The sequence below is a fragment of the Prevotella sp. khp7 genome (genome assembly GCF_900109055.1).
GTDB lineage: Bacteria > Bacteroidota > Bacteroidia > Bacteroidales > Bacteroidaceae > Prevotella.
In genome coordinates, this window is record NZ_FOIV01000002.1 from 630,306 (window position 1) to 650,370 (window position 20,065).

13 protein-coding genes are annotated in these 20,065 nt (G+C 45.7%); 5 read left to right on the plus strand and 8 right to left on the minus strand.

The window, feature by feature from the left end:
* Nucleotides 1-4: 4 nt before the first annotated feature.
* The 3 genes from BMX82_RS06205 to BMX82_RS06215 all read right to left on the minus strand — a co-directional run bounded on the left by BMX82_RS06205 (nt 5) and on the right by BMX82_RS06215 (nt 6,920).
* Nucleotides 5-553, minus strand: a complete 549-nt coding sequence (locus BMX82_RS06205) for a chromate transporter (RefSeq protein WP_036914031.1) — start codon at nt 551-553, stop codon at nt 5-7.
* Entirely contained in the window at nt 550-4,257 is a 3,708-nt protein-coding gene (gene purL, locus BMX82_RS06210) for a phosphoribosylformylglycinamidine synthase (protein WP_036914029.1), read from the minus strand. Before purL ends, BMX82_RS06205 begins: the two co-directional genes overlap by 4 nt.
* A gap of 143 nt (nt 4,258-4,400) precedes the next feature.
* Nucleotides 4,401-6,920, minus strand: coding sequence for a M1 family aminopeptidase (locus BMX82_RS06215; protein WP_051949861.1), 2,520 nt, complete (start codon nt 6,918-6,920; stop codon nt 4,401-4,403).
* A 123-nt stretch (nt 6,921-7,043) separates the two neighbouring features.
* Between BMX82_RS06215 and BMX82_RS06220 the strand changes: the two genes are divergently transcribed.
* Nucleotides 7,044-7,895 carry an OmpA family protein gene (locus tag BMX82_RS06220; protein ID WP_091766981.1) on the plus strand — a complete coding sequence of 284 codons (852 nt, stop codon included), beginning with the start codon at nt 7,044-7,046 and terminating at the stop codon, nt 7,893-7,895.
* Between the two features lie 2 nt (nt 7,896-7,897).
* Here BMX82_RS06220 and BMX82_RS06225 read toward each other — a convergent pair whose 3' ends face one another.
* Nucleotides 7,898-9,214: an RluA family pseudouridine synthase gene (locus tag BMX82_RS06225; RefSeq protein ID WP_036914025.1), complete on the minus strand. Its 1,317-nt coding sequence runs from the start codon at nt 9,212-9,214 to the stop codon at nt 7,898-7,900.
* A gap of 10 nt (nt 9,215-9,224) precedes the next feature.
* On the minus strand, nt 9,225-10,037 hold the full coding sequence (locus tag BMX82_RS06230) for a bifunctional hydroxymethylpyrimidine kinase/phosphomethylpyrimidine kinase (RefSeq protein WP_036914023.1): 813 nt from the start codon (nt 10,035-10,037) through the stop codon (nt 9,225-9,227).
* 77 nt (nt 10,038-10,114) lie between these two features.
* Between BMX82_RS06230 and BMX82_RS06235 the strand changes: the two genes are divergently transcribed.
* The 4 genes from BMX82_RS06235 to BMX82_RS06250 all read left to right on the plus strand — a co-directional run bounded on the left by BMX82_RS06235 (nt 10,115) and on the right by BMX82_RS06250 (nt 15,520).
* On the plus strand, nt 10,115-12,007 hold the full coding sequence (locus BMX82_RS06235; RefSeq protein ID WP_091766984.1) for an AAA domain-containing protein: 1,893 nt from the start codon (nt 10,115-10,117) through the stop codon (nt 12,005-12,007).
* 78 nt (nt 12,008-12,085) lie between these two features.
* The gene (locus BMX82_RS06240) at nt 12,086-13,927 is read left to right on the plus strand and encodes a sensor histidine kinase (protein ID WP_197051343.1); all 1,842 of its coding nucleotides are present in this window, start codon (nt 12,086-12,088) and stop codon (nt 13,925-13,927) included.
* Nucleotides 13,924-15,060, plus strand: a complete 1,137-nt coding sequence (locus tag BMX82_RS06245) for a hypothetical protein (protein WP_036914017.1) — start codon at nt 13,924-13,926, stop codon at nt 15,058-15,060. The genes BMX82_RS06240 and BMX82_RS06245 overlap by 4 nt, the downstream gene beginning before the upstream one ends.
* 4 nt (nt 15,061-15,064) lie before the next feature.
* On the plus strand, nt 15,065-15,520 hold the full coding sequence (locus BMX82_RS06250; RefSeq protein ID WP_081911199.1) for an MgtC/SapB family protein: 456 nt from the start codon (nt 15,065-15,067) through the stop codon (nt 15,518-15,520).
* Between the two features lie 136 nt (nt 15,521-15,656).
* Here BMX82_RS06250 and BMX82_RS06255 read toward each other — a convergent pair whose 3' ends face one another.
* The 3 genes from BMX82_RS06255 to BMX82_RS06265 are packed head-to-tail and all read right to left on the minus strand — an operon-like array spanning nt 15,657 to nt 20,055.
* Nucleotides 15,657-17,144 carry a TolB family protein gene (locus tag BMX82_RS06255; RefSeq protein WP_091766986.1) on the minus strand — a complete coding sequence of 496 codons (1,488 nt, stop codon included), beginning with the start codon at nt 17,142-17,144 and terminating at the stop codon, nt 15,657-15,659.
* On the minus strand, nt 17,141-18,559 hold the full coding sequence (locus BMX82_RS06260; protein WP_051949859.1) for a DUF6057 family protein: 1,419 nt from the start codon (nt 18,557-18,559) through the stop codon (nt 17,141-17,143). The genes BMX82_RS06255 and BMX82_RS06260 overlap by 4 nt, the downstream gene beginning before the upstream one ends.
* Nucleotides 18,560-18,564: 5 nt before the next feature.
* Nucleotides 18,565-20,055 (minus strand): TolB family protein, encoded by a 1,491-nt coding sequence (locus BMX82_RS06265; protein WP_051949858.1) that lies wholly within the window; start codon nt 20,053-20,055, stop codon nt 18,565-18,567.
* Nucleotides 20,056-20,065: the final 10 nt, after the last annotated feature.

Below are 20,065 nucleotides of genomic sequence, written 5' to 3' on the forward strand. Positions count from 1 at the left end.
TGGCTTAACTACTTAACTTTTGATTACTTAACTTCCCGTAGATATAGCCACCGATAGCAGCGATGATTATAATGTAAATAGGTGAAACGCCTAGGCCCCAAATTGTTAGAGCGCAGGCGATGGGAATCCAGATAGTGTAGCGATTAAGTTGGGCACGCTGACCAAGACGAAACGTTGGTACGGCTATCAATGCCACTACCGCAGGACGTATGCCTCGGAAGATGGCAGCCACATAGGGATTATCCTTAAACTGACTGAAGAACATCGCGATGGCAAGGATGATCAGAAAAGAGGGCAGTGCTGTGCCGATGGTTGTGGCGATGGCACCACGTGTCTTGCGCAACTTATAGCCGATGAAGGTGGCGATATTGATGGCGAAGACACCCGGACAACTCTGGGCGACGGCTATCAGGTCGAGCATCTCGTCCTTCGACACCCATTTTTTCTTGTTCACCACCTCTTCTTCTATCAAAGGAATCATGGCATATCCACCACCGAGGGTGAATATGCCAATCTTAAAGAAGGTCTTAAATGATTCCCAGTAAATGTTCATCGCTGTTCGATCCATTTACGGGCATTGACGAAGGCTTCAATCCATGGGGTTACCTCATCCTGACGACGATTGGCAGGATACCAGGCGTTCTGCCATGGGAATACGGCTCGCTCCAAGTGAGGCATCATGCAGAGATGACGACCATCGGCAGAGCAGATACCTGCTACGTTATAGTCGGATCCGTTAGGATTAGCAGGATAGCCTGCGTAGTTGTACTTAGCAATCACGTTGTAAGCACTCTCAGCCTCGGGCAGTGAGAACTTACCCTCTCCGTGAGCAACCCACAAACCGAGTTTGTTGCCACTCAATGAGCCGAACATGACAGAGTTGTTATGAGGAATGCTCAGTGAGATGAACTCACTTTCAAACTTATGAGAGTCGTTGTGCAGCATCTTAGCGCCCTTAGCGCCAGTCAGACCGAGCTCAACCATCAACTGACAACCGTTACAGATACCTAATGAGAGAGTATCCTCGCGGGCATAGAACTTATCAAGTGCCTCCTTGGCCTTAGGATTGAAGAGGAAGGCACCAGCCCAACCCTTAGCCGAACCAAGTACGTCGGAGTTAGAGAATCCGCCACAGAATACAATCATGTTGATATCCTCGAGTGTCTCGCGACCAGAAATCAGGTCAGTCATCATTACGTCCTTCACATCAAAACCGGCCAGATACAAGCAGTAAGCCATCTCGCGCTCACCGTTGGTACCCTTCTCACGAATGATGGCAGCCTTGATGCCAGAAGCCTGACGACGATCGGCAGAGATACCATACTGAGCGAGCTTACCTGTGAAGTCCTTGTTGAACTGCATCTCGATAGGCTGCTTCTTATAGTTAGCGAAGCGCTCAGCAGCCTTACCATTGAAGCTCTGCTTGCGGTCGAGCAGGTAAGAAGTCTTATACCATGTATCACGGAGTGCATCGATGTCGAATGTATGCTCTACATCACCAGCCTTAACTGCGATGGTGCGGGCATCCTCAACAGGATAACCAATCTTAGCATAGCCAACACCCTGCTCCTCCATGAAGTCCTTGAACTCCTGCTTGTACTCATCGCTTACCTCGATAACTACACCTGGGTTCTCTGCGAAGAGAGTCTTAACAACATCGCCATCGGCACAGATGTCGTGCAGGTTGATATGCATACCACCCTTCTGGTTAGCGAAACACATCTCAAGCAGAGTAGTAATCAAACCACCAGCAGAGATATCGTGACCAGCCATAATCCAACCACGGTTAATCATCTCCTGAACAGCCATAAATGCATCGGCAAAGTACTCTGCGTTCTTAACAGTAGGAACATCGTTGCCTACCTTACCCAGACTCTGAGCGAAGGCAGAACCACCAAGGCGCTGCTCGTCGAACGAGAAGTCAATATGATAGAGTGATGCATTCTTATCGTTAACCAATACGGGGCTTACCACCTTCTTAATGTCAGAGACCTCACCACCAGCAGATACAATTACTGTTCCTGGAGAGATGATCTTCTCGCCGTTAGGATACTGTTGAGAGAGCGACAGTGAGTCCTTTCCTGTTGGCACGTTGATGTGCAGGTCGCAGCAGAAATCGCTCAGAGCCTTTACACCAGCATACAGACGGGCATCTTCACCCTCTTGAGAGCGGCAAGGCCACATCCAGTTAGCTGAGAGTGAGAGTGAATCCATACCCTCAGCGAGTGGGGCCCATACGATGTTTGTGAGAGCCTCTGCTACAGAGAGTACTGAACCAGCAGCAGGATCAGCCAGACCAGCCTGAGGTGCATGACCAAGCGCTGTGGCGATACCCTTAACACCACGATAGTCGAGGGCTACAACACCACAGTCGCTCAGAGGCAACTGAATCTCACCCTGACACTGCTGACGTGCAATCTTACCTGTCACACTTCGGTCAACCTTATTCGTCAGCCAGTCTTTACAAGCCACAGCCTCCAGCTGGAGCACACGGTCGAGGTACTCGTTAATCTTATCCTGACTGTAGGTAACGTCAGCATAGTGACGCTCTACAGTATTATCCTTCATAATAGTCTTTGGTGAGTGACCAAACATCTGTGCCACATCCAAATCGAATGGTTTTACACCATCACCCTGCTTGAAAGAGAAGTGAGCATCGCCAGTAGTCTCACCAACTACATACAGTGGAGCACGCTCGCGCTCAGCAATCTTACGTACGTGTTCGATATGCTTCTCGTCGATGAGCAAGCCCATACGCTCCTGACTCTCGTTAGCAATAATTTCCTTAGAGCTCAGAGTCTTATCGCCGATAGGCAACTTGGTCATATCAATCTCACCACCGCACTCCTCAACAAGCTCAGAGAGACAGTTGAGGTGACCGGCTGAACCATGGTCGTGAATTGAAACAACGGGGTTCACATCCTCCTCACAGAGGGCACGAACCAGGTTGTAGGCACGCTTCTGCATCTCAGGGTTAGCACGCTGAACAGCATTCAACTCGATACCGTTGCTATAGCGACCTGTATCAACTGATGATACAGAGCCACCACCAAGACCGATACGGTAGTTATCACCACCTACTACTACCACCTTGTTACCCTTCTGAGGCTCTTTCTTCAGGCAGTCACGCTTAGTACCATAACCAACACCACCAGCCAGCATGATAACCTTATCGTAAGCATACTTGGTATCGTTTGGCTCCTGGTGTTCGAAGGTAAGTACAGAACCACAAATCAGTGGCTGACCGAACTTATTTCCGAAGTCAGATGCACCATTCGAAGCCTTGATTAGAATCTGCTCTGGTGTCTGATACAGCCACTGGCGAACAGGCAGAATGCTCTCCCAATCGCGAGTGAGCTTATCATCATCAGTCAAACGAGGATAAGCAGTCATATAAACAGCTGTACCAGCGATAGGCCATGAACCTACACCACCACCCATACGGTCACGGATTTCACCACCAGTACCTGTAGCAGCTCCATTGAAAGGCTCTACGGTTGTGGGGAAGTTGTGTGTCTCAGCCTTCAGCGAGATAACACTCTCGATATCTTTTACCTGGAAATAGTCGCTTGTGCTCTGATCCTTTGGAGCAAACTGCTCAACCACAGGACCCTGCGCAAAAGCTACATTATCCTTATAGGCCGAAAGAATCTTGTTAGGATTCTCCTGTGTAGTCTTCTTAATCATTGCAAAGAGGCTTGACTCCATCTCCTTGCCGTCGATAATGAATGTACCACCAAAAATCTTATGACGACAGTGCTCAGAGTTGATTTGTGCAAAACCGAAGATCTCTGAATCGGTAAGAGGGCGACCGTTCTTTTTCTCTAGTCCATGCAGATACTCAATCTCCTCAGGGCTCAGAGCCAGACCTTCTTGCTCGTTATATTCCTCCAGATTATCCACATACTTAATTGGCTCTGGCTTAATGTTAATGGTAAAAATGTCCTGATTCAGGCCATTATACATACGCTGCAACATCTCGTCGTGCTCGGCATCCTTTGAGTCTACGGCAAAATATTCCTCTATACGAGAAATGCCGCTGAGGCCCATATTCTGTGTAATCTCAACGGCATTTGTCGACCATGGTGTCACCATTTCGCGGCGTGGACCAACATAGTAGCCCTCCAGTTGCTCGGCATCTAACAGCGTAGCATCGCCATAGAGCCAGTTTAATTCCTTGATTTCCTGTTCACTCAGTGCGTGATCAACCTCAGTGGCTATCACCGTTTTCTGTGGGGTCTGAAAGAAGCGTATCATACCTTATATATTATTAAGTTTTATTTTGGGTGGCAAAATTACTAAAAAAACGGCAAAAGACCAAATATATTTGAGATAAAAAAATCCCAGCACATTTTGCAATGCGCTGGGAATGTGATTACTCTCTTTAGATAGAGGGAAATTTATTTAGCTTTCTTATTAACTGAGGTGACACTTGGCTTTGCTTGTTCTACGTAAGGAATCTGCTTCATCAGAATCCATGAGGCCTCGCGAGCTTTGTTCTTCAGGTTCTCGGAACAAGCCTTATCGGTCTGAAGGAATTTCTCAACCTCTTGAGCAGCCTCAGAACTTTTATGGGTGCTTAATAAGGCTTTTGTCCAGTTGCTTGGGAAGAAAATCCCGCTGGTCTGTTGCAGGTAAGGCAACGACTGAAGGGCTGGCATGATGTAACTGTTGCTTTGTGGCTCGTAAACGTCAGAATTGAGCAAAGCAAGTGTCTGGAGTGCCCATGGCTCATGCTGACGGCCTTCGGGGGCTAATAAACTATTGAATACTTGGATACGGGCATCGGCATCGGGATTGCAAGCACGGCTTACATAGTCGAACTCGTCGCGCAGCTCCTGTGTTGTCAAACGCGCACGTTCTGTACTAAGGATCTCTTCACGTTGGCTTGGACGTACAATGGCAAGACGATAAGCCATATCCATGTAGTCATGTTCACTGAAAGCTGGATCGTTATGAGCGTCGAACATCTTCTTAATCTTGTCAAGAACTTCGGGAGAGACGGCGTTAGCTGATAGCTTGTGGAGAATATATTGACGGCATTCTTGCGTTTTGTTCTCGCCCAGCAAGTCCATCATACAGAGCTCAAGGGTTTTGCGAGAAGACATAGGCATGTCAGTAGAGATCTTGAACATCTGGTCTACGCCTGTTGACATGATGAGTGGATTCTTTTCTTTCATCATGAAACGGTATAGTTCACCGAAATGAGAAGGAGGGATTTTTCCTAACAGATAATTCTCATGAATGGTCTGGAGCAAACAGAAACGGTGTAGGTCACTACGGGTCGTAATCAGACGCATGGGGAGTTTTTTGGCATAATGGTCGTCAAGGGTAAAGATTCCATAGCCCATACCGCTGTAATTCGGAATGATATAATCTGGCGTGAGAGGAATGTTGAATGACTTTTGCGATTCATTCATTTCAACAGTTATGGTTCGACTACCGCCCAACTCGTTAATCAGTTTAATATCAAATTTCTGAGGCCAACAGAGGCCACGACCATAAGGGTCGGTCTGAGTAACGATGAGTTTTCCATCACGGTAAGTGGTGTGAATGTTTGGCAATCCTTTTTGTTTTACCCATACATCACTGAATTGACGTACGCCGACTTTGGGGGCTACTTGGCTAAGTGCGTCAATGAGATCATCCCAAGAGGCGTTACTATAGGCATGTTCCGCCAGATAGTTCTGTAGTCCTTTTTGCATGGTTGGGGCGTCCATCATGTTCTCAAGCATGCGCATCATAACAGGTGCCTTATCGTAGATGATGTTGTCGTAGAGCAAGCTGGCGCAGTTAAGATTGCCAAGTTCTTGGGCAATTGGGTGAGTGCCTTCTGTGCGGTCGATGGCAATGGCGCGGGCTTGATAGGTTTTGATAAAGTTTAGCTCGTGGTCAACTTTATTATATTGTCGGCGTGTGATTTTAGACGCCATGAAATTGGCAAAGACCTCTTTGGCCCATACATCCTCAAACCATTTCAACGAGACTAGGTCGCCAAACCAGAGGTGGGCTGTCTCGTGTGCGATGAGTTCTGTACGACTAAGCAACTCTTCCTGAGTGGCATTCTTATCAAGGAAAATACGTCGGTCACTGAGTTGGATGGCACCTGGATGTTCCATTCCGCCAAACTGATAGCCTGGAAGAATAACGACTCCGTATTCGGTTGCAAAGGGATTTGCGATGCCAGTATAACCCTCCATCCATTTTAATGCTGCGGCAGCCTCGTCGAACACTTGGTCAAGTTGCTTGACTTTTTCAGGGTCGGTTTCGCGGAATAAGGCACGCATAGGACGTCCGTCGCGGGTAGCAATTTTCTCTTGGTAGTTGCCTGCAACAAAAGAGTAGAGGTAGGTTGGGAGAGGACAGCATGGATCGCTGGTCATTGTCTTCCAACCAGTTGGTGCTTTGATGTCGGTCAGGAATCTGGCTCGAAGGTCGGGTTGGTCAAAGCATGGGAAGCATGACCGTGCCATGTCGGGTACAAAAAGCGTATACATATAGTCTTGATGGCGATTGAGAGCCTTGTCAAGGCTGGTAAAATTCAACTCGATACGATTTGTACCTTCTACAAGCAGTTTATTGGGAATAATGATGTGTTCATTCTGATAAGAAGCCACAATAGACTTGCGTTTCTCTTTTTTGCCTTTTTTGGTAATGACATAACATGTTCCATTAAACCCGCCTTGGAAGTCAAGTATGACATCGGCCTTCTGCTTGAGGTCGAAAGTGATGACATTCTTGCCCGTAACTTTGTCCTGAGAATTTGCGGGGATGTTGAAGGTTAGGTCGTAAATGACATTACTGATGTTTGCTTTACGCTGGTTGGCTAGGTCTTTGGTGACGCCTTTGGTAAGTTGTGCAGAGCCGCCAAATGCGGTCATGCAGAATACTGTGAGGAGTAGTGTTTTGATATTTTTCATCTGTTATTTGGTTTTTGTCTGCAAATTTAATTAAAATAAATCTAATTACAAGCATTAATCCATTGTTTTTTCAGCTAGTTCACTAATTTTGCACCGAATAAGTTTTTTTTAATGGTTATAAGTATGAAGAAGAATGTTTTTTTTATAGCTCTGGCTATGGGGCTGATGACTAGCTGTGCCAGCAAGAAGGATCTGGTGAACTGCCAGACGGAGAACAAGTCACTCACCGAGAAGTTGCAAGATGCAAGGGAAGATTTGGCTGCAAAGAATGCGCGTATCACGGCTTTGGAAGAGCAGCAACGTGGCATGCAGCAAGCCCTTCAGAATGCAGAGGCTAAGTATACGGCTCTACAGCAGTCGCTTGACAAGAGCCTGACAAACGCTTCACAGAACAATATCTCTATTGAGAAGTTGGTAGATCAGATCAATGAGTCGAACCGGTATATCCGTCACTTGGTAGAAGTGAAGTCGAAGAGCGATTCACTGAACATGGTACTTACGAACAATTTGACCCGTTCGCTCTCGAATGAGGAATTGAAGGAGGTTGATGTACAGGTGTTGAAGGGTGTGGTATATATATCATTGGCTGATAATATGTTGTATAAAAGTGGCTCTTATGAGATTAACAGCCGTGCTGCTCAAACATTGTCTAAGATTGCTAAGATTATCAAAGATTATAAGGATTATGATGTGCTCGTTGAAGGTAATACAGACAATGTTCCTATCAAGAAAACAAATATTCGTAACAATTGGGATCTTTCCACGCTTCGTGCTTCGTCGGTGGTACAGGCTTTGCAGAACGACTATGGTGTAGATCCGAAACGACTGACAGCAGGCGGGCGTGGTGAATACAACCCTATTGCCAGCAATGATACGGAACTGGGTAAGCAGCGTAACCGTCGTACGCAAATCATCATCACACCAAAACTTGATGAGTTTATGGATTTGATTGGGCAAGCTCCAGAAGAAAAGTAATCTTATACAAAAGGATTCGGTAATTCGAAATACATTCGCTCACCTGATATCGGGTGGGCGAATCTTATTTGGTCACAGTGTAAGCATAAGCGTTCTGCTTTTCTGCCATAAAGTTCGTCACCAACGATGGGGCAATCAAGTCCGTCGGGATGTGCACAATGAACACGGAGTTGATGAGTGCGGCCTGTATGAGGGTAAAGAGCAATGAGTGTGGTAAGCGGTTCGTTGGAAGTGGATAGAACTTCATACTCGGTAACGGCCGACTTGCCGTGCCGATAGTCGACTATCTGACGAGGGCGGTTTAATGGATCACTAAGTAGCGGCAGTTCGATTCTTCCCAGAGGAGGGGTGACAAGACCTTCAAGTAAGGCGATATATCGTTTCTCAACCATATGTTTGACAAACTGCTCCTGTAGAGGAACGTATGTCGCTTTAGATTTTGCAATAATCATGAGGCCTGACGTACCCATATCAAGACGATGGACAACCATGGAGCCAGGCCATCGTTCTTGGGCGATTGTAGCTACAGAATAATCGTAGGCCTTCCCTGGGACACTGAGGAGCCCTGAAGGCTTGTTGATAACAGCCAGTGCATCGTCTTCATATATTACCTCGAAGTTTAAGTGGGGATGAATCATTTCCTCAGGATTGGGCTCTACGTCTAACCCTTGAAGCATCCAAGTGAGAATGGGCTTGCATTTGCCTCGACAGGCTGGGTAGAAGAGACCATGATGGCGAACCTCGCTTTTCGGAGAAGGTCCCCACCAAAATTCGGCCATGCAGATTGGCTTAAGATGCTTGCTGTATGCATACTGAAGAAGTTTAGGAGCACAACAATCGCCAGTGCCTCCTGGTGGTAGTGGGAATTTCTTGCGGATACGTGGAGAACTATGGTAGTCTTGCCATATATCAACAAGATCGCGTTGCTCGCCGTTGGCATTAAGAAACTGATATTGATGGAAGAGCCATAGTTGGAGATCCTGCGACATTTGTTTGTGCTGTTCTGATTGCATGATTTCGCGCTCACGAGCTTTAAAATAACCATCAGGTTTTTGAGCATCAAAAACTGGTGGAACAAAGTAAGGCCAGTCGTTACGTCCTTCTAGTAAACCCGAATAGGCTGCAAGGAAACCGAGTTTATGTTCTGTCTCTACTACTAGTACGCCGAACATCTTCCCTTCATGGGGGTTAATATGGGCAATCTCCTGTTTTATAAGCTCGACCGCTTCGATGCAAAGTGGATGAGGCTCATAGCAGAACGGGTAGGTGAACTGCTTGGGCTTGGGGATGTCAGAGATTAAAGTGTGAACAAATGGCATCTAACCGGAATTATAGGAGGTCGAGGCATTTTTCAACAGGAATGCCACGGTTCTTGTCGTCAGTATTGCGATAACGATCAATCATACGGAAGACAGTGTCCATAGCGGTGCGAGTAGATGTCTTCAGTGATTCTCCATTGAGAAGATGGCCAATGAGAACCGCTGAGAAAATATCACCAGTACCGTGGAAAAGGCCAGGAATTTCATGATAATTCAAGTGGAAATAGTGGTCGTCAAAATGATTATAGCCAGCTACTGCATTCTGTCCATCAATCTTGCAACTTGTGATGAGAGCCGACTTACAGCCAATGTCACGCAATTTGTCGAGCAGGTCGGCTACTTGCTCCCATGAAACACCCTCCATGTGAATGGGGGTATCGGTGAGGTAACAGGCTTCAGTATAATTTGGGAATGTGAGATGGGCTACAGAAACCATCTCACGCATAAGTTCAACCTGTTTCTGGGTGACGCCATTATAAAGGCGTCCGCCATCACCAAGGATGGGGTCAACAAAGACCCATGTACCCGATTCGCCTTGCTCTTTACAGTAGCTGGCCACGAGTTTGGCTTGCTCATCACTGAACATAAGACCTGTGCAGATGGCATCAAAACTAAAGCCTAACTTCTTCCATACAGGTAGAGTGCCGCGGATGTATTCTGTAGTGTCCTGAATATTGAACTTGCCATAGTCGAGAGTGTTTGATACGAGCGCTGTAGGAAGACTATAGGTGGGAATGCCTAGATATGACAAGATGGGTAGCATGGCTCCCATGCCAACCTTTCCGTAGCCTACTACATCGTTTATCAACAATATCTGTTTCATTTCGGCTGCAAAGGTACGCATTTTTTTTATAAGGTGATATGAGTTTCCCGGATTTTTTGTACCTTTGTGGGCGATTTATGGGAAATCTACAGTATTCACCTATACAGGCTCTTCAGCAACAACGCCTGCTGCTACAATTAGAGTATCAGACTGAGAAAGATGCTTTCCGCAAACAGACAGAAGAAATGGGACTGCAGCGGAAAGTGAAACGAGGTGATGCTTGGTATCCGCTGAAAATGGGTAAGAGTTACTATAATTCTTTGAACCAGTTGTCCGTGGAAGTGTATCGTCTAGAAGACGAGGAGATTGAACATAATTTTGAGTTTGGGAAACCTGTGGCCTTTTTTCATGTGGATGATAAGGAGGTGATTCATTATTTCAATTTTACGGCAACTGTCAGTTATGTTGATGGCGATAGAATGGTGGTGGTCGTACCAGATAATGGAAAACTTATTGATGTGCAAGGCGCAGAGCGTGTGGGAATCCAGCTTTTCTTTGACGAGACAAGCTATAAAACGATGTTCGATGCTTTGGATCGTGTGATTAAAGCAAAAGGACGTTTAGGTTATTTGCGTGATTTATTTTATTCGCAGCTAAAAACAGAGACATTCTCATTTGCGCCACTTCATTTCCCATATTTGAATCGCACTCAAGAGGATGCCGTCAATAAGGTGTTAAGAGCCAAAGATGTGGCGATAGTGCATGGACCTCCAGGCACAGGTAAAACAACGACACTTGTTGAAGCTATCTATGAGACATTGCGACGGGAAAATCAAGTGATGGTTTGCGCACAAAGTAATATGGCTGTGGATTGGATTTCGGAAAAACTTGTTGACAGGGGGGTCAATGTGTTGAGAATAGGGAATCCATCACGTGTAAACGACAAGATGCTCTCATTTACCTATGAACGCCGTTTTGAAGCACATCCAGATTATGAACTATTGTGGGCGATTCGCAAAGCCATTCGTGAGATGAGGGCTCATCGGAAACGCGGAGACGAAAAGTATCATCAGAAGATGGAACGTCTGAAAGAACGTGCCACAGAACTGGAAATACGCATCAATGCACAACTTTTCGGAGAAGCGCGCGTCATAGCCTGTACGCTTGTCGGTTCTGCAAACCGTCTGTTGGAAGGTCAGAAATTCGGCACGTTATTTATCGACGAGGCTGCACAGGCCTTGGAGGCAGCTTGCTGGATTCCTATCTGCAAGGTGTCAAGGGTGGTTTTTGCAGGTGACCACTGTCAGTTGCCTCCAACGGTCAAAAGTCTGGCAGCCTTGAAGGCAGGTCTTGGTAAAACTCTCATGGAGCGAATCGCAGAGAATAAGCCTGAGGTGTTATCACTACTAAAGATACAGTACCGAATGAATGAAGAGATTATGCGCTTTTCTAGCGATTGGTTCTATGGTAATCAGGTAGAGAGCGCGCCAGAGGTGAAGTATCGCAGTATACTTGATCTTGATATTCCGATTACATGGATTGATACATCTCAATTTGGGATACCTGAGGAAAGTGGCGTGTCGTTTAAGGAACAGTTCGTAGGTGAGAACTATGGCCGTATCAATAAGGCTGAAGCAGAACTCACTCTACTTGCACTTGAGAACTATCTCCGAAAGATAGGTAAAGGGCGTATTCTGGAAGAACGGTTGGATGTTGGAATCATCTCTCCTTATCGTGCTCAGGTGCAATACCTGCGGAGGTTGCTGAAGAAGAAAGAATGGGTGAGACCTTATCGCCAGTTGGTTAGTGTGAATACTGTTGATGGCTTCCAAGGTCAAGAACGTGATATAGTACTAATATCGCTGGTACGTGCTAATGATGAGGGACAGATTGGTTTTTTACGTGACCTTCGTCGTATGAACGTTGCCATGACTCGTGCCCGCATGAAACTCATCATTCTTGGCGATGCCTCGACGATGACTCGTCACCCCTTTTATAAGAAGCTTTACGAATACATTGAAGCACTTTGAGTATAAAAACTTTTGGAAAACATTGTCTTTTTTGCGGAAATAGTTGTACCTTTGCAGTGCTAAAACTGTAAAATGGAGATGTCGGGAAAAATAAGACATATTCTGATGATGGCTATTTGCGGCTTACTGTTATCTCTTCCTGCGTATGCCCAGTCGGACATAAAAGGTAAGGTTGCAGAATTGCAGACAGAGATGTACCGTCTCTTTTATCAAGATGATTCCGTGGCTTTCAGAAAGGTAATTTCAGACCTGATGGAAGCAACGAAGAAGGCAGATGACGATGTTGTGTTCTATCGTGCTTGGGGTAATCTGTCAATTTATGAGTCGACTCATCAGCGTCGTACGCACGCTCTTGAGATAGCACGCAAGATGGAATCCTATGCTCAAGAGCATAATAGCATATTTGGCCAGTATACTGCTATCCACGTAACAGGAACGGTATATCAGCAAATGCGTGATTATGATAATGCGGAGAAGAGGTTTATGGATGCCATAGAATTTCTACACCAAAATGCTCCAGGGCAGAGTGCCGCTGCTGATTATATTGAGTTGGTACTTCTTTCCGTAAATGGTCGTCGCGATGTGAGGCAGGGCATGATATATGCGGAGAAGGTGCTGATGGAACCTAATGTGAGCAATCAACACAAGATGCGTGTGCTCACGCTGCTTTGTGAGTTGGAGGGTGACAAAGTCCATCCGGATGTAAATACCTTCAATCGGTATTATACGGAGCGCTTGAAGGCGCGTAAGGGTACGCCAGCTGATGATTCTGAGGTTCATGTCAATCTTCTATATTATTATGTAAACGGTAACTATAAACGTGCGCTCGCACTATCTGATAGTCTTCCGGAACGTGACCAGATAGATTATGCCAAGGCTCGTATTTTTCATGCTATGGGTGAAAATGAGAAGGCCTATGAACAAATGATAGAGTACAAGTACGATCGTGACTCCATCTATAAGGCTGAGCGTTCTGGGCTTCTTTCGGAATATATTATGCAGTTAAATAATGAACGTTTGGAGTTAAAGAACAAGGAACTTGAAGAGCAGAATTCAAAGCTCATTACTGTCATTATATATCTTTTCATTGCTCTGTTTGTGGCTCTGCTTGTTTGGATTATATGGCGAAGGGTGAAACTGACACGTAGGCTCCGTTATGAGAACGCTCTGCTTGGTAAGGCTAACCAAGAGGAACGTAAGGCGCGTGTGCTAGAGCATGAAGAACGACAAAAGGCAGAGAAAGAACTTGATCTGAAACGTGAGTTCTTTAATAAACTAGCTCGTCAGTTGCGCACGCCGCTTAATCCTATTGCTGGTTTTTCGAATATTCTGGCTTCAGACGATGTGCAACTTTCTCCAGAGGAGCGTGAAATGATGAATGAACATATCCAGGATGGTGCAAAGCGCTTGATTGATATTATTGATGACATGTTTGAGTTGTCGTATTATGAGAGTAAATCGGGACTTGATAAAACAGAAGAGTTTAGCCCGAACTTACTTTGTCAGAATGCCGTTGAAACAATGCGTGAGCATAATAGGAAACCTGGGGTGGAAGTGCTCCTCCGGACGTCGGTGAATGACGATGTCATGGTAAAGAGCGATATGCAAGTTGTGAGAAAGGTGATGAATCACTTGCTTGACAATGCCATCAAGTATACAGATGAGGGCGAGGTGCTGTTGAACTGTATGGAGAAGGATGGATTTATCCGGTTTGAAGTGTCTGATACTGGTCGGGGCATTGAGCCCGAGTGGCGAAAACATATTTTTGAACCAATGGTTATTACGAGTGGTAGTGCTAAGACTTCTGGTATGGATCTTGCTATCTGCAATGCAATAGCAAGATTGCTTGATGGAAAAATCTGGCTGGATGAAACTTATGAAAATGGTAGTCGTTTTATCTTTGAAATACCGAAAGAATGATTAAGATTAGAAAGGTAAACACCAAAAAGGAGCTGAAGCAGTTTATACAGTTTTATTATGACCTGTATCGGAGTAACAATTGTGCCGTGCCTTATTTATATAGTGATGAAATGGCCACGCTCCGTCGTGATAAAAATCCATCGTTTGAGTGTTGCGAGGCTGAGTATTTCCTCGCATATAAGGATGGAAGGGTTGTAGGTCGCGTGGCAGCCATTATTAACCATCGTGCCAATGAACGGTGGAATTGTAAACAGGTTCGTTTTGGCTGGTTCGACTTTGTTGATGATCTGGAAGTGTCGACAGCGCTTATAAAAGTTGTTGAAGACTGGGGTAAGACGAAAGGTATGACTGAGATAGTCGGCCCTCTGGGCTTTATTGATACTGATCGTGAGGGAATGCTTGTTGACGGTTTTGATGAACTTTCAACCATGTATATCAATTACAATTATCCCTACTATCCAAAACACATGGAGCAGATGGGAGGATTCGGAAAAGACAACGACTATTTGGAATACAAAGTGAAAATCCCCGAGGTCGTACCTGAGAAGTTTTCCAAGATTACTGAGATGGTTCGAAGACGATACGGGTTGACAGTGCATAAATTTACTCGCAAAGAATTGGTATGTGAAGGCTGGGGACATGAAGTGTTCCGCTTGCTGAATGCTACCTATAAGGATCTTTATGGCTTTTCACAATTGTCAGATTCACAAGTTGATAAACTAGTAAACGATTACATTAAAATTGCTGATCTGAATCTCATTACGGCTATCATGGATGGTAATAAAATGGTAGGCTTTGGTGTTACGTTTTCTTCGTTTTCAAAAGCCTTGCAGAAAACGCGTGACGGACATTTCCTGCCTTTTGGCTGGTGGCACCTGCTGAAAATATTGAAGTGGCATAAGACAAATGTTGTCGATTTGTTACTTATAGGTGTCTTACCTGAGTACCGTGCTAAGGGTGCTAATGCACTTATCTTTGACGATCTGATCCGTTGGTTCCAACGTTATGGTTTTGAGTGGGCGGAAACGGGGCCACAGATGGAGACTAATGAGGGTGTACTTTCTCAGTGGCAGTATCTTGAATCAGAGAACCATCGTCGTCATCGTTGCTATCGCAAAGTAATTAAAGAATAATGATATGGAAATGGAGCTGGATTTTATATTGAGAATTTTCGTGGCAGCCCTATTGGGGGGTGCGATAGGTTTGGAACGTGAATATCGTGCAAAAGAGGCGGGTTTTCGCACCCATTTTCTGGTAGCACTTGGATCGGCTCTATTTATGATTGTCTCTGCATATGGCTTTGAGGGGGCTATGCATACACCAGAACATCGTTGGGATGTAGCTCGCGTAGCTGCTCAGGTCGTATCTGGCATCGGTTTTATAGGTGCCGGTACCATTATTTTCCACAAGAGTGAAAATGTGGTTCGCGGGTTGACCACGGCAGCAGGTTTATGGGTGACAGCTGCCATAGGTCTGGCTTGTGGCGGAGGAATGTATATCCTTTCTATGGCTTCAACCTTTCTCGTTCTTGTTGGTTTGGAAGCCTTCAATTTCTTACTGCACAAGTTTGATAATAAACGCAAACACGATTAATTCTGTTAATTCTTTCTGTAAAAACTATAAAAAGGTGCCGCGTCATCCCGACGCAGCACCTTTTGAATACCAAAACAATGTGTCTAATTAACTACTTGTAGTAGCTAACCTGTAAGTCTGCAGTTTTGTTGGTATGTTAGTTAGAAGAGGGCTCTTTACGTACGCCAAAGTCCTTGCGATATTCATCGTTGATAATTTGACAGGCTTTACGACCATCGAAGTGAGTCGGCCCAATGATAAAATCGGGTACATTGAAGGAGAGTAAACGCTCGTAGTAAAAACGATGCGGATTTCGCTGTGGCAACATAAAAGCCTTACTAATCCCCCCATTGGCATCGACATGACAGAAATAAGGTCGTGTATACAGACCGTCATCACGGCGGGAGCTAAAGACGAGCCAGCGTGAATTGCTACTCCAGTTATGAAACGATTCTGTATCTTCAGAATTAGCCCCAGTCATGGGATAGTTTTCACCTGTTGAGAGGTTCAACAAATAAAGGTCAGCCTCATGATGCCAGATGCTGAACTGCCCATAGTCGGAGAGCGTGTAGCAAAGGAAACGTCCGTCGTAGGAGGGGCGAGGGAAGGATACCGATTGATGATGGGCTTCGGCATCGATAATAGTCTCTATATGGTTGCCGAAACTTCCCGTTTCGGGGTCGAAATCAATTCGGTAAAGATTGTATCGAATTGAATCGAGTTGATGACCGCCTTCAGGAAGGGCGCGGGCTGCGCAGAAATAGAGCGAACGTCCATCGGGCGAAAAAACCGGAAAGGTTTCATAAACCGTGTCTTGCTTGAGAAGAGGCGAAAGTAGTAGCTCATTTTTGTCTACATCATAGACCTGGAGGTCAGAGGCTGTATCAAATACCTCAATGCGGTTGTGGTCAGCGCTGTGGAATAGCTGGCTCGTCGCATTGGTTGAATATGCAACATAGCGGCCAGAAGGATGCCAGTAAGGATAGACACAGAAACCGAGTGTTTGGTTGGTCTTAGTGTTGTAGGCAGTGAAAGAGCCATCGCCATTACGTAGCAGTGTGGCACCATGTGGACCACGGATATGTAAGCTCATGTTGGTAGGGTTGCCACGGTTAAAGCTATGGCAGTTGACACAACCCTCGAATTGTGTATTCTCTATCAAAGCACGCTCATCGAACGAGGAGAGATCGCGTTCGTAGATACCCATCTTGCTCCACACTTCATAACCTGGCGCAATCAAACGGTAGCATAAGCCGTAATCGATGCTGTCGGGGCTGACGTAAATAGAGAAAGGACGATAGGTGTGCCAACCATCGGCAAATTTAGCTGAAACAGTCACGTAAATTGAGTCGCCAAGATTTTGGCCGAGCAGAGTATGCCAGTCGTCAAGGTCGAATTCAATCGATTCTTCACCTTGGCTATGCAGGTTGTTCCCATGGTTGTCTGTAATGACAGCATCAATGCGCAAAACGTCCTCACTAGCCATGTTAAAGCAGAGAGGGGCAATATTTACTGGTATGGTGACACCGAGGTAGTCGGGATATATCTGAGGCTGGACGGTCTCCTGTCTTGCATCGCTGACAGTCTCGATTGTGCAGGCAGAGAATATCAGAAGTGAGAGTAGTATATAAAGAATCTTTCTCATCGCTTTTTTGAATTGAAGTGATTTAAGCCTTCTCGGTCGCCCGTCAGCAGATAATAGGCTATCAGATATTGATAGGCCATTCCATTGTCTGTGTTACTGAAGTAGAGGCTTTCAAGCATCTCGGGAGTCACATGGTCACTAAAGTAGAAGTCTTCCTTATAGGCCATTTGTCGTAGACGCCCGTATTCTGGGTGATTGGCAATTGCCTTCTCATTTTCCAACAGTGCTAGTGTTTCATTGGCCCATTTCCTGTAAAAAAGGGTTTTTTGTAGTGCCATGAGATATTTACGAGCCACTTCATAGCTGCCGTTAATGAGGTTGGTTTGGGCGAGTCGCTTATAACATCGCCCGCTCTTCTGGAAGTCCAGAATAGCTTCCTGAGCTTCGAATACCGTTCGCTGAGCGACATTGATCATGCCTAACTGATAGAAAGCCTCGGCTGTAGGTAGAGGACTAGTGGCATCGGTCTTGACGTCGGGCAGAAGGCCGGCAATGCCATTCTGGTTATATTCGAACATGTGGTCTAGAAGCATACCATGCATGGCCAAGGCAAGATTCTGTACCGTTACGCCAATCTGGTTGTTGGGCTTTTCCTTGTTGATAGTCTCAATGATGCGATTCCATTGCTGGTGGCATGCCATGAAGTCATATTGCATCACCTTTTCTGCTTTGAAGTTGCTGTCTCTCCAGATGAGATACCCCATACATGTAGCTGCCAACGCAAAAGAGCAGAGCGTCACAACATAGCTGCTCGATGCGTTGATCCATCGGTGACAGATGTGGATAGTGAGTGTGAAGATGAAGACAGCCAAGGATGCTGCCCAAAGCAATATAGGAAATACTGTAGGATAGCGATAGTAGTGAACGCTAGTCCATAGACTATCGATTGGAAAAGGAATGCAGACAGGTCCCACCATCCAATAGAGTATTGGAATTGCTATAATAAGCAGAATGTATCTCGTCCGACCTTTGGCCGATTTCGCTATTCCCCATGCAGCAAGCAGTGTGATGAGCACAGCCCAGACACCGCTAAGCAGCGCATTCTCATCGAGCAAGTAGAGCCAAAGCAGACACGAAGGTGCAAAACTTAGGCCGTATAGCCATCCCTCGTTAGACTTTGCCGTTTGGTTAGTCCATGAACTATTTAGTTGGAGTGCCAAAAGTTGCACCGCTGAGAGCAGAATTGCAATGATAAGAGCTCCTACCCAGGCGAAAAGAAAAAACTGTGTGCTGAAGCGCCCCAGCAAGTCGGCAATGCCACCTGGTTGTTTCATAATCTCCCATACGTATGTACCATCGAAGAGGAAAAGCTGATATTGTTCCTGATAATGTAGATGGTGTGGATAGACCAGCCCGAAAAAGAGTAGAACCATCACACCGAAAAGGAATGTGCATATAGTACGGATATTCTTCATTTTGACTATTTGTCAAACACTTTACTGAACTCATTAACGCTAATTCTGACAGGCTCAACCATAAACTCTGGACGGTTATAGCTTTTCAGAAGGAAGGTGTTGTGTTCTGGGTCTTCCTGTGGAAGCATAAAGGCTTTTTCTACTATTCCGTTATTGAAATAGGAGAAATAGACACGGCAGAAGTTACCATCCTCACGACGACTGGCACACATAACCCAATGACCGTTGCTTGACCAGCTTGGGTAACTGTCTGGACGGCCTTCGCTATTCAGGTTTGTAAGATTGAGAGGTGACGGATTCTCTTGGCCGAGTTGAATACAGACGATGTCGCCATCATTGTGTCTGATATGGAAACAGCCATACTGACCTTGGGCAAATAGCAGATAGCGGCCGTCAGGACTAATACGTGGTAGGGTGGCACTCTTATTCTGTGAAGCTGCGTCATATACCAGCTCTTCGTCGCCAAAGCTGTGTGTTGTCACATCGAAAGAACGACGATACAGGTTATATTGTATCTTCGGATAAGTGGTTCTAATATCCTTGTCGCGCATCTCTTCTGGCAATGGAACGGACTTACAATAGTAGAGGTATTTGCCATCAGGTGACCAAGTGGGGTACACCTCTAAAAGGGTGGAGTCGTTGCAGACAACGCTCACTGAGTCGGTCTCTACATCGTAGAGAATTAAGTCGCTTTCAAGATCGTAAACTTCAATCTTGTTGGGATGGACCGTATGGAATGCCTGTCGTGTCAGGTCGGTCGAGAAGGCAATTAGCTTGGCGGTAGGGTGCCAAGACGGATAGACACCTGAAGAGATGGTATAGTCACGCTTCAGATTTACTCTCGATACCTTGCCGTCGTTCACAATCACGGTGCCGCTATTAGAGAGACGCACATGGAAGAGCATGTTGTCGGTTTTGTAGTTCTGATAACTGTGACAGTTGATGCACTGGCCTTTCTCCCTGTCATTCATGGTAATCTCGTTGTTGAAGATTTGCGTTTCCTCGAATGAAGTGAGGTTACGCTGGGCAATCTCCATGAAGGTCCATGCCACATACGATGGCTCAATGAGACGATACGACAGATATTCGTCGATAGGCTCCTTGGCTACGCGTATCTCAAAGGGGGAGAACGAGAGCCATTCGCCCTTTTTCTTTCCCCAGACCTCTACCTTTATGCTCTTTCCCTTTGAAGCGTTGAGCATAGAGTGCCATTCAGCCTCAGGTATTTGAACCTTCACACCATTGCCGTATGTCTGTTGCTGACCATCGGGTGTACTGATACGTGCCACACACGCTTCGTACTGGTTGGCGGGAAGCATGAAGTTTAGTGGCGCAATATTATAGGGCACGGTTACGTTGCAATAGTCAGGAAATATAGCTGGCAGACTCTTGGTCTTCTTACTTGAAGAAGGAACATCTGGATGATTGGCACACGATGACAAGAACAGCATGGCAACAGCTATAAGCAGAAAAAAATAGTGGTTATATCTTTTCATTGTCTTCTTG

Bases quoted from the DNA above. Each gene is read 5' to 3' on its own strand.
- BMX82_RS06260 (WP_051949859.1), bottom strand. From the start codon at position 18,559: ATGAAGAATATCCGTACTATATGCACATTCCTTTTCGGTGTGATGGTT.
- BMX82_RS06235 (WP_091766984.1), top strand. From the start codon at position 10,115: ATGGGAAATCTACAGTATTCACCTATACAGGCTCTTCAGCAACAACGC.
- BMX82_RS06250 (WP_081911199.1), top strand. From the start codon at position 15,065: ATGGAAATGGAGCTGGATTTTATATTGAGAATTTTCGTGGCAGCCCTA.
- BMX82_RS06205 (WP_036914031.1), bottom strand. From the start codon at position 553: ATGAACATTTACTGGGAATCATTTAAGACCTTCTTTAAGATTGGCATA.
- BMX82_RS06225 (WP_036914025.1), bottom strand. From the start codon at position 9,214: ATGCCATTTGTTCACACTTTAATCTCTGACATCCCCAAGCCCAAGCAG.
- purL (WP_036914029.1), bottom strand. From the start codon at position 4,257: ATGATACGCTTCTTTCAGACCCCACAGAAAACGGTGATAGCCACTGAG.
- BMX82_RS06255 (WP_091766986.1), bottom strand. From the start codon at position 17,144: ATGAGAAAGATTCTTTATATACTACTCTCACTTCTGATATTCTCTGCC.
- BMX82_RS06240 (WP_197051343.1), top strand. From the start codon at position 12,086: ATGTCGGGAAAAATAAGACATATTCTGATGATGGCTATTTGCGGCTTA.
- BMX82_RS06220 (WP_091766981.1), top strand. From the start codon at position 7,044: ATGAAGAAGAATGTTTTTTTTATAGCTCTGGCTATGGGGCTGATGACT.
- BMX82_RS06265 (WP_051949858.1), bottom strand. From the start codon at position 20,055: ATGAAAAGATATAACCACTATTTTTTTCTGCTTATAGCTGTTGCCATG.
- BMX82_RS06245 (WP_036914017.1), top strand. From the start codon at position 13,924: ATGATTAAGATTAGAAAGGTAAACACCAAAAAGGAGCTGAAGCAGTTT.
- BMX82_RS06215 (WP_051949861.1), bottom strand. From the start codon at position 6,920: ATGAAAAATATCAAAACACTACTCCTCACAGTATTCTGCATGACCGCA.
- BMX82_RS06230 (WP_036914023.1), bottom strand. From the start codon at position 10,037: ATGAAACAGATATTGTTGATAAACGATGTAGTAGGCTACGGAAAGGTT.